The organism is Phocaeicola intestinalis, assembly GCF_014837065.1.
In the GTDB taxonomy this organism is placed as follows: Bacteria; Bacteroidota; Bacteroidia; order Bacteroidales; family Bacteroidaceae; genus Phocaeicola; species Phocaeicola intestinalis.
This window is the reverse complement of the sequence record NZ_JACSPP010000085.1, coordinates 1-10,346: the sequence shown is the minus strand read 5'-3', so window position 1 is coordinate 10,346 and position 10,346 is coordinate 1. Positions and strand designations below refer to the sequence as shown.

Here is a 10,346-nt window from a genome sequence, read left to right as displayed (position 1 = left end):
TCCTCATCACAGAAGCGAAAATGCCTCAAAAACTCATCCCAAATCATCGCACGATAAATTCAAAACAGCTTCTTAAAATTCTTTGCAAATTCCAGCGAAATGGAATTTTCCGTACTGCGGCATGCCTCACTTCCGAATGCCAGTCCACAGGCTATGATGTCATCCCAATCTTTTTGGCATAGACTATCAAGATCGGAACGGCGGACACGGTTTTCTATCAGTCCGTACACAATGCCTGCATTGAAATTATCGCCGGCTCCAATCGTGCTTACGGTTTCGACCTTCGGCACCGGATATGTATTGGAGTATTGGCGGGTAAACAGACGGACATCGTGTGCTCCATCGGTATAAATAAACGGATTGCAATAAAAAGCCACTTTCTGACGATAAACTTCCTCGGCACGGTCCAGTCCGAACATAAACCGGAAATCTTCGGACGAGCCACGCAGGATATCAGCATATTCGAAGTTTTCAAGAATGGTAGGCATCAATTTGATAGCTTCATTGGCATGCGTACTCCGGAAGTTTACATCGTAGTAAATGATAGCTCCCCGCTCGCGTGCCAGTTCGAGCAGTTCTTTCACCTTGTCTCTCAATACCGGTGTGACGGCAAAATATGAACCAATCATAACAATGTCATCCGCCTGAATATCGGGCATAGTCACATCTAACCGTTGACGCGGATAATCTTTGTAGAAAATATACTCGGCATCGTTGTTCTCATTGAGAAAAGCCAGAGATACAGGTGATTTCCCATCAGGAAAGACATTGACATTGTCTGTACGCACACCATTGGCACGCATATTATCCAAAATCATGCTGCCTACCCTGTCATTCCCGGTTTCGCTGATAAATGTTACATCCATTCCCATTCTTCCCAGTGAAATCATTGCGTTGTATACCGATCCTCCCGGTACAGCCGCCTGTGGCTGTCCGTTGCGGAACAAAATATCCAAAATCGTTTCTCCTATACCTATTACTTTTCTCATAGTTGTAAGTTTTTGAGTTTGTAAGTTCTTGAGTTCTTGGGTTTTTGAGTTCTTGAGTTTGTAAGTTCTTTCATTTTTAGGTTGAAGCTTGACAGATGCGTAAAAAATTACAAACTTAAAAACTCAAGAACTTAAAAATCTGATATTTACTTACTTAATTCGCGCGAACGTTCTCCCAGATAACCGCCGTGATGGCGCTTGCTATACTCTTCAATGGTAAACCCTGTACGTTTCATGGTTTCTACTACAAGAATATCGCCTATTACCGTCATAACTGTAGTAGAAGTAGTAGGGGTCATGCCCAATGGGCAAACTTCGTCAGGATGTCCGGTAGCAATACAGATATCAGCAGCTTCGGCCAGCGGACTATCTGGATTTCCAGTAATGACAATCTTTTTCAGCTTAGGGTTCAAGCCTTTAGCCAAATCTGTCAATTCGATGATTTCGCGTGTTTTTCCCGAATTAGAGATAAGCAAGAGCAAGTCATTTTCTTGCAAAATACCCAAATCGCCATGTTGTGCTTCACTGGGATGTAAGAAGACAGCCGGTATGCCGGTGGAGCAGAAAGTCGTAGCAATGTTCATGGCTATCTGTCCGGCTTTTCCCATGCCGCTGGTAACCAGTTTCCCTTTTTTCTGATGCACCTGTTCTACAATCAGGCAAACAGCCTTGTCGTATGCATCCGTTACTGGAATATCGAGTACAGCTTGCGCTTCACGGCGCAACAATTCGTGAATGGAATCCATCTTTAAATAATTAATAATGAATAATTAACAATTAAGTTCCTGGGTTTGTAAGCTGTTGAGTTCTTTCAGTTTTAAACTTGCAAACTCAAGAACTTACAAGCTAATGCGGACTTTATTTCAAAAGTTCGGTCAGCTCTTCAAACGTGTTTGCCACTTTATAGTATTGCCTCAACGGATGATGAGCAAAACGGGCTTTTTCCAGCCGGTCGAAAAAGTGCAAAATATCATCCCAGAAGCCGTTGATATTATAAAATATAACCTGCTTGCTATGATAACCGATAGTAGCTGATGCCATGACATGAAATATTTCATCCAGCGTACCTATACCGCCCGGCAATGCCACCATCACTTCAGCCTCTTGCAACATCGTATCCTTCCGGTCGCTCAAGTTAAAGGTGCGGAATGTCACATCCAGCTTATCGCTTACCATTCCACGTTCCTCCAGTCTGGTAGGCACGACACCCATAATCATTGCCCCTTTTTCTTTGGCAGCATCTGCAACGGCTTCCATCAGCCCGCTGCTGGAACCACCATATATCAGCCATTTACGATGTTCGCCCATCCACTCACCCAGTTCTTTGGCTTTCTCTGCATAAATCGGGTCGATTGCATCGGATGCAGAACAAAATAACGCTATCTTATTCATAGTCTTTTTAGTTGACAAGTTGACGAGGTGACAAGTTTACAAGGCTCTGAATAGTTTTACTAAAGGTATTTAAAACCTTGTCAACTGGTTAACTTGTCAACTCGTTACCTTATTAATTTCCTGCAAATATCTGTATTTTTTCTGCAAAAGCAATGAGTATTATTGTATTTTTGCACCCAAAATAAGTAGAAAACAGAAAATGACGACTTATCAAACTGCCACTTTACCCAACGGAATACGTATCATTCACGAACCGAATCCTATCAATGTGGCTTATTGCGGCTATGCAGTAAATGCCGGAACACGTGACGAGCGCAAAGATGAACAAGGCATGGCGCACTTTGTAGAGCATCTGATATTCAAAGGAACACGCAAACGGCACGCCTGGCATATCCTGAACCGTATGGAGAATGTGGGTGGTGACTTGAATGCCTATACCAATAAAGAAGAAACGGTGATTTACAGTGCTTTCTTAAAAGAAGACTTTCTGCGTGCCGCCGAACTGCTGACCGACATTGTGTTCAACAGCACTTTCCCGCAAAATGAAATAGAGAAAGAAGTAGAAGTAATCATTGACGAGATACAGAGCTACGAAGACAGCCCGGCAGAACTGATATTCGATGACTTCGAAGAACTGATTTTTCCTAACCACCCACTGGGACGCAACATTTTAGGCAAACCTGACCAATTACGCAATTTTCAGAGCGAAGATGCCATGAACTTTGTACACCGTTATTACAAACCCGACAATCTTATCTTCTTTGTACAAGGCAACCTGGACTTTCACCGCATCGTACATGCCATGGAAAAGCTTACGGCAGACATACCTTTCGGAAAAGTGGAGAACTATCTCCGCCAGGCACCGGATACCTATCGCCCACGCAAACTTGTCCTGCATAAAGACACACATCAGGCACACGTAATGATAGGCGGACGTGGTTATCATGCTTATGACGAACGTCGGACAGGACTTTATCTGCTAAACAATATTTTAGGCGGACCAGGTATGAACAGTCGGCTGAATGTTACTCTGCGCGAACGAAAAGGACTGGTATACAGCGTAGAGTCAAGCCTGACTTCCTATACTGATACCGGTACGTTCTGCATTTATTTCGGATGCGATCCTAAAGATACAGATGTATGTATCGAGCTGGTACAGAAAGAACTGCGTAAGTTGCGGGAAGAACCTCTCACCTCTTCACGTCTGAATGCAGCCAAGAAACAAATCATCGGCCAAATCGGCGTAGCAAGTGATAATTTCGAAAACAATGCCCTTGATATGGCAAAATGCTTCCTTCATTATAAGCATTATGATTCGAAAGAAGAATTGTTCCACCGTATTGAAGCCCTCACAGCATCGCAGTTGCAAGATATTGCCAATGAAATGTTTGCAGAAGATTATCTTTCCACATTGATTTATACATAGCTTCTGCAAGCTTCCCAACCGTCTTGAAACGATAAAAGATATAAGTGCGCCGGCAAACGCATATAAGTCCATCCGCTGTAAGATTATTAATCTTACACCAGACTAAGTTATCTGCACATTTATTCATGATTGGCACAAAGCCCCCTCAAACGAACATAAGTGATACGACTGACTCACTTATGTGAAACGCCCGAGGCACTTATGTTAAACGGTCTACTCACTTATGTTCATCAAGAGGTATGCTTAAATATCGTCAGGTGAAAAGCAGATAAAGAAAGCCTTCCAATGCTCCGACATGTTACCGTCACACAAAAACTTACAAACTCACAAACTTAAAAGCCTTAAGAACTTAAAAATAATTCGTACCTTTGCGCACAAAGTAAAAAACAAACGCACAAAGATATACACATGAAAATAGAAGACAAACTTACAGCTTCCGTCATCGACGGAGTGAAGAAGCTGTACGGAGCGGAGATTACCCCCGCCATGGTGCAGTTGCAAAAGACGAAGAAAGAGTTTGCGGGCCACTTGACAGTGGTAGTGTTCCCTTTTCTGAAACTTTCGAAGAAAGGGCCGGAACAAACCGGGCAGGAAATCGGGGAATACCTGAAGGCGAACGAACCTGCCATTGCCGACTATAATGTCATCAAAGGATTCCTGAACCTGACGATTGCTTCGGACGTATGGATTGACTTGCTGAACCGCATCCATGCCAATGCGCAATGGGGTATCCGCAAAGCCGACGAGAAGGCTCCGCTGGTGATGATTGAATATTCATCGCCCAATACCAACAAGCCGCTCCACTTGGGACATGTGCGTAACAACCTGCTGGGAAATGCACTTGCCAATATCATGGCTGCCAACGGCAACCGCGTGGTGAAAACCAACATCGTGAACGACCGCGGCATCCACATCTGCAAATCCATGCTGGCATGGCTGAAATACGGTAACGGCGAGACTCCCGAATCATCGGGAAAGAAAGGCGACCACCTGATAGGCGATTACTACGTAGCCTTCGACAAGCACTACAAAGCCGAAGTAGCCGAACTGATGGAAAAGGGAATGAGCAAGGAAGAAGCCGAAGCCCAGTCGCCTTTGATGCAGGAAGCCCGTGAAATGCTCCGCAAATGGGAAGCAGGCGACCCCGAAGTGCGTGCCCTTTGGGAGAAGATGAACAACTGGGTATATGCCGGATTCGATGAGACATACAAGATGATGGGAGTAAGCTTCGACAAGATTTATTACGAATCGAACACCTATCTGGAAGGGAAAAAGAAAGTGTTGGAAGGTCTGGAAAAAGGTATCTTCTACCGCAAGGAAGACGGTTCGGTATGGGCAGACCTTACCCCCGAAGGACTTGACCAGAAACTGTTGCTCCGTGCCGACGGTACCTCGGTTTACATGACCCAAGACATCGGTACTGCCGAGCAGCGCTTTGCCGATTATCCGATAGACAAGATGATATACGTGGTAGGCAACGAACAGAACTACCACTTCCAAGTGCTTTCTATCCTGCTCGACAAGCTGGGATTCGAGTGGGGAAAAGATTTGGTGCACTTCTCTTACGGCATGGTAGAATTGCCCGAAGGAAAGATGAAGAGCCGCGAAGGTACCGTGGTAGATGCCGACGACCTGATGGAAGCCATGATTCAGACTGCTAAGGAAACCAGCAACGAATTGGGCAAACTGGACGGACTGACACAGGAAGAAGCCGATGACATCGCCCGCATCGTAGGATTGGGCGCATTGAAATATTTCATCTTGAAGGTAGATGCGCGCAAGAACATGACCTTTAATCCGAAAGAATCTATCGACTTCAACGGAAATACCGGTCCTTTCATCCAATACACGTATGCCCGTATCCAGTCCATCCTGCGCAAGGCAGCCGATGCCGGCATCACAATACCGGCGGTTATCCCGGCCGGCATCGAGCTGACGGCAAAAGAAGAAGGACTGATTCAGATGCTTGCAGATTTTACGGCTACCGTAGCTCAGGCAGGTACCGACTATAACCCGTCTATCCTTGCCAACTACGCTTACGACTTGGTAAAAGAATACAACCAGTTCTACCACGACTTCAGCATCCTGCGCGAAGAAAACGAAGCGTTGAAAATCTTCCGCCTTGCCCTGAGCCAGAACGTGGGCAAGATTGTGAAAGAAGCCATGGGATTGCTGGGCATCGAAGTGCCTGAACGCATGTAAGAAACAGCTTCACCACAGATTACACAGATTAAAAATTGATTGAAAATCTGTGTAATTCTGTGGTGAAAAAAGAAATTATATGGGAAAGAAGAAATTTTACGTGGTGTGGAAAGGCGTAGAACCAGGTGTGTACGACTCGTGGACAGATTGCCAGCTACAGATTAAAGGCTATAAAGGTGCGCTCTATAAATCGTTTGATACACGTGAAGAAGCAGAAAAGGCATTGGTTACCCCTCCGCACCATTACCTGCAGCCCCATAAAGAAACGGCAAACCAATCTCTTGAAAAACGCTTGCCTTCCGGTTTCGACCTGAATTGCCTTGCCGTAGATGCGGCATGCAGCGGTAATCCAGGTCCGATGGAATACCGGGGTGTGTATCTGTTGACGGGGCAGGAAATCTTTCACTTCGGTCCCGTCTATGGTACGAATAACATCGGCGAATTCCTTGCCATCGTACATGCCCTTGCTTTGTTAAAACAGAAGAACATCTCCATGCCTGTCTATTCGGATAGCCGGAACGCCTTGAGCTGGGTAAAGCAAAAGAAATGCAAAACCAAACTGGAGCGTACGGCAAAGACCGAAGAATTGTTTCGCCTGATAGAACGTGCCGAGAAATGGTTGCGCGAACATACATACAATACTCCCTTACACAAATGGGAAACCGAACTCTGGGGCGAGGTTCCTGCCGATTTCGGACGCAAATAGGGAATGAACTGACAAGTTTACAAAGGGGCAGGTTCGTTTTTGTGAGAAATTTCTGAAAGTGATGAAAAGCTTGTCAACGGAAATATTGCCAATTTAAAAAGAAGAACAAATGAAAAAAAGACTTGCTTATCTTATGGGCTTTTTTGCTTTGATACTGCTATTTTTTATAGTTCAGAAGCCCGGCTTTATGTTTTACAATGATGCTGTGGGACGAGGTGTGCCTGCGCTTGATTATTTTAAAGTAATGTGGCACGGCATCAGCCTCGATGCAGCAACTACAGGATATCTTACTGCCCTGCCGTGGCTGGTAATCAGCATCAGCATTTGGTTCAAACATTTCCCGCTCCGGAAGATAATCGTCATTTATTACATATTTATCAGCCTTATCGTAGCAACTATCTTTGTAGGCGACATGTGCCTGTATCCATTCTGGAATTTTAAACTCGATGCATCAGTATTCTTCTATCTGGAATCACCCAAAAATGCAGCCGCCAGTGTCTCCATAGGGTTTATCACTCTTCGCATATTAATCATACTTTTACTTGCCGGCATCATGTGCTGGGTATTGTATTATTTTACCCCCCGCTGCCTGTCCTATGTGCGGAAGAGACTCGCAGCTACATTAAGTACTCTTTTAATAGGAGGCTTACTTTTTCTCATTATACGAGGGGGCGTAAGTGAATCGACCAGCAATATCGGACAAGTATATTTCTGCAACGATGAATTTTTAAATCATTCAGCTGTCAATCCGGCTTTCAGCTTGCTGGCATCCATCAGCAAGACCAAAGACTATGCCAGCCAGTATGACTATTTCGATGAAGCAGAACGCAAAACCTTATTCGACGGGCTATATCCTACGAAAGGCAAGAATACAGTAGAATTGCTCAACACCCATCGTCCTAATATACTGATTATCTTGATGGAAGGATTCGGAGCTACCATGATAGAATCATTGGGTGGCACCCAAAATGCCAGCCCGAATATTGACCGCCTGGCGAAAGAAGGCATTTGGTTTACACATTGCTATGCAAACAGTTTCCGTACCGACCGTGGAACCATTTGTGCTCTAAGCGGTTATCAAAGCTTTCCAGACCTGTCTGTCATGAAAATACCAGCCAAAAGCCGTACACTGCCATCCATTGCAGGAAAACTGGTGAAAGAAGGTTATCATACCGATTTTTTGTATGGAGGAGACATCAATTTCACCAATATGAAAAGCTACCTGTTGCAAAGCGGTTACCAGAAACTGACCGCAGATGTCGATTTCCCGATGAATCAGCATCAAAATGCATGGGGAGTGAATGACGACATCACTTTCGACCACTTGTTTCAGATGCTGACAGAACGGCAGGAAACACCATGGCACACAACTTTCCTCACCCTGAGCAGCCATGAACCTTTCGAAGTGCCTTACCATCGTCTGCCAGAAGCAAAACCAAATGCTTTTGCTTTCACCGACCATTGTTTGGGAGAATTTGTCGAAAAACTGAAACAAACACCCATATGGAAAGATTTATTGATAATATGCCTGTCTGATCATGGATTTTATTATCCGGACAATAGTGGCCATGGACACGACGAGCGTATCCACCATATTCCGATGCTGTGGTTGGGAGGTTCTGTAAAACAACCGATGGTAATTGACTGCATCATGAACCAGACAGACCTTGCAGCGACATTATTGGCACAATTAGGCATTGATCATAGTGAATTCAACTTCAGCCGTAACGTCTTGGGAACGGAATATACATATCCTTTCGCCTACTGGAGTTTTGGTGGTGGTTATGCATTTGCCGACAGCACTGGAGTTACTGTAATGGACTTAAATGCAGACCGTCCGATGATAGAACGCCCATCATCCAACACCAACCGCATTTTGCGCGGAAAAGCCATCTTACAAAGTTCATACGATGACATAGGTGCACGCTGAATGTCAGCTTCCACGCAGGAAAGGATTATCCGATTTCGGAAAGAAGACAGTCCTCTCCTGCGAGGCATATTCTTGTTGTTACGTTTGCCTGTACCCATAATATTCCTATTTGACTAATTCGAAAACAGTTTCATAATAATTGGTGCACTTGATAAAATATAAATTGAATATCCGCAAATATCCCATGTAGGGGCGAAATACAGATATTCATTACATACAAACGCAGAGAAAACTTTAGAAGCTGTTTTGAATTTCTCCAAAAAGTTTTTCTTGGCTTGATGTATTCGTTTTCGTGTGTGCTTTGGGCGATTTTTTGGTCCTTTTCGCTCCTGTTCTTCGTCAGATAGCCCGCTATCTTCCTCATCACAGAAGCGAAAATGCCTCAAAAACTCATCCCAAATCATCGCACGATAAATTCAAAACAGCTTCTAAGATAAGGGAGGCGTTCTCAATCTTGTATTGGGAATCGCCTCCCTTTCTTTTTATCTTTACATTAACCTTCAAATTACGGATATGAAAAAATGCTTACGCATTTCACTCAATGAACTGTAGGGCGTATGCGATACGCCCGAATGCGCCAACTTATCCACGCAAATGCATTCAGGGCGTATGCGATACGCCCCTACATGGCTTTTGCGAAATTCATTAATAGTAAATCGTAAATAGACAAATAGTAAATCAGACGGTTTTCCAGTCCTCCACCGTACCCGTTTCGGAAGAGAAGTTCACTCCTATTTTATATAAGGTGCGCGGGTCGGCTTCGTAGGGTCGGGCATAACCTTTCGCCTCTATCTGCGCCAAAGCCTCGTCCGCCGTGCCGTCGCGCTTGAATTCGAAAATATAAATGTAGTCATCCGTCTCCACGATGCAGTCGGCACGCCCTTGGCTCTGCTCCTTCTCCGTATAGACCGTGTAGACACTTATCAGGCGGAAGATGAGGTAAAGCGTATAGTGGAAGAAGCGTTCCTTCTCCGCCTCGTCCTTCTTAGCACGCATTGAGTACGGGATGCCGGCAAGGAACGAGGTGAACAGCTTGCGGAGTTGCTCCACATCACCGTGCTTCAATGATTCCACCACGTCTATTACCCAATTCTTCATGTTCTCTTGCGGCTTTAAGTAATCTGCGGCAATCAAGGAAACAAATCCATTCTTTACCTCATTATTAGGAAAATCAAGTAAGAAACGGTTATAGGTCCTTTCATATCCTTTTATGGTCAGGTAGCCGCTCTGGTAAATCATCGGCAAGGGCTTTTCCACGTCCGCCTTATAGTCGACAAACTCTTCGGGGCGGTAATAGCGTCCGGTCAATTCGTTCAAGTTCTCCTGCGTATGGTTCAGCAGGCGGACCAGGTAAGAGGGCGTACCACTGGCAAACCAATAGTCTTGGATATCCAGTGAAGCAAAAGCGTTCAACAAACTGAACGGATTGTACACGTCCACCATTCCTTTGCTGAAGTGATAGCCGTCATATTGATGCTTTAATTGTCCTCTCATATCATCGTCCGTACATCCGTAATCTTCTGCCAACTCATGAATTGGTCCAGCGAAATAATGCTCCAGTTCTTCCTGCGTGATGCCGCAAAGCGTTTCATACCTGCGGTCCATGCTGATGTCTGCCGGCTGATTGAACCCGCTGAACACACTTACCTGAGAGAACTTGGTCACGCCCGTCAACAGCACAAACTGCAAGTCCTCGTCAGC

The 10,346-nt window shown here is 44.9% G+C and carries 9 protein-coding genes; 4 read left to right on the top strand and 5 right to left on the bottom strand.

Annotation, left to right across the window (positions count from 1 at the left end):
* Positions 1 to 59 precede the first annotated feature (59 nt).
* The 3 genes from H9625_RS16310 to H9625_RS16300 form a co-directional block, all read right to left on the bottom strand.
* Complete coding sequence (locus H9625_RS16310; protein WP_191765347.1) at positions 60 to 989, bottom strand: carbohydrate kinase family protein; 930 nt, start codon at positions 987 to 989, stop codon at positions 60 to 62.
* A 146-nt stretch (positions 990 to 1,135) separates the two neighbouring features.
* Positions 1,136 to 1,735 carry an SIS domain-containing protein gene (locus tag H9625_RS16305; protein ID WP_087406433.1) on the bottom strand — a complete coding sequence of 200 codons (600 nt, stop codon included), beginning with the start codon at positions 1,733 to 1,735 and terminating at the stop codon, positions 1,136 to 1,138.
* Between the two features lie 112 nt (positions 1,736 to 1,847).
* Positions 1,848 to 2,381 carry an LOG family protein gene (locus H9625_RS16300; RefSeq protein WP_087212274.1) on the bottom strand — a complete coding sequence of 178 codons (534 nt, stop codon included), beginning with the start codon at positions 2,379 to 2,381 and terminating at the stop codon, positions 1,848 to 1,850.
* A gap of 199 nt (positions 2,382 to 2,580) precedes the next feature.
* Here H9625_RS16300 and H9625_RS16295 point away from each other — a divergent pair, with 199 nt between their 5' ends.
* The 4 genes from H9625_RS16295 to H9625_RS16280 all read left to right on the top strand — a co-directional run bounded on the left by H9625_RS16295 (position 2,581) and on the right by H9625_RS16280 (position 8,645).
* A complete protein-coding gene (locus H9625_RS16295; protein WP_087406434.1) occupies positions 2,581 to 3,807 on the top strand; it encodes a M16 family metallopeptidase in 1,227 nt (408 codons plus the stop codon).
* 408 nt (positions 3,808 to 4,215) lie between these two features.
* The gene (gene argS, locus H9625_RS16290) at positions 4,216 to 6,009 is read left to right on the top strand and encodes an arginine--tRNA ligase (protein ID WP_191765345.1); all 1,794 of its coding nucleotides are present in this window, start codon (positions 4,216 to 4,218) and stop codon (positions 6,007 to 6,009) included.
* 79 nt (positions 6,010 to 6,088) lie between these two features.
* Positions 6,089 to 6,715, top strand: a complete 627-nt coding sequence (locus tag H9625_RS16285) for a ribonuclease H1 domain-containing protein (RefSeq protein ID WP_087212264.1) — start codon at positions 6,089 to 6,091, stop codon at positions 6,713 to 6,715.
* Between the two features lie 109 nt (positions 6,716 to 6,824).
* Positions 6,825 to 8,645 (top strand): LTA synthase family protein, encoded by a 1,821-nt coding sequence (locus tag H9625_RS16280; RefSeq protein ID WP_191765343.1) that lies wholly within the window; start codon positions 6,825 to 6,827, stop codon positions 8,643 to 8,645.
* A 113-nt stretch (positions 8,646 to 8,758) separates the two neighbouring features.
* Here H9625_RS16280 and H9625_RS16275 read toward each other — a convergent pair whose 3' ends face one another.
* Both H9625_RS16275 and H9625_RS16270 read right to left on the bottom strand, forming a co-directional pair.
* Positions 8,759 to 9,049, bottom strand: a complete 291-nt coding sequence (locus H9625_RS16275; RefSeq protein WP_158100047.1) for a hypothetical protein — start codon at positions 9,047 to 9,049, stop codon at positions 8,759 to 8,761.
* Between the two features lie 274 nt (positions 9,050 to 9,323).
* On the bottom strand, positions 9,324 to 10,346 hold a 1,023-nt coding region (locus tag H9625_RS16270), incomplete at its 5' end, for a PD-(D/E)XK nuclease domain-containing protein (RefSeq protein ID WP_191765341.1).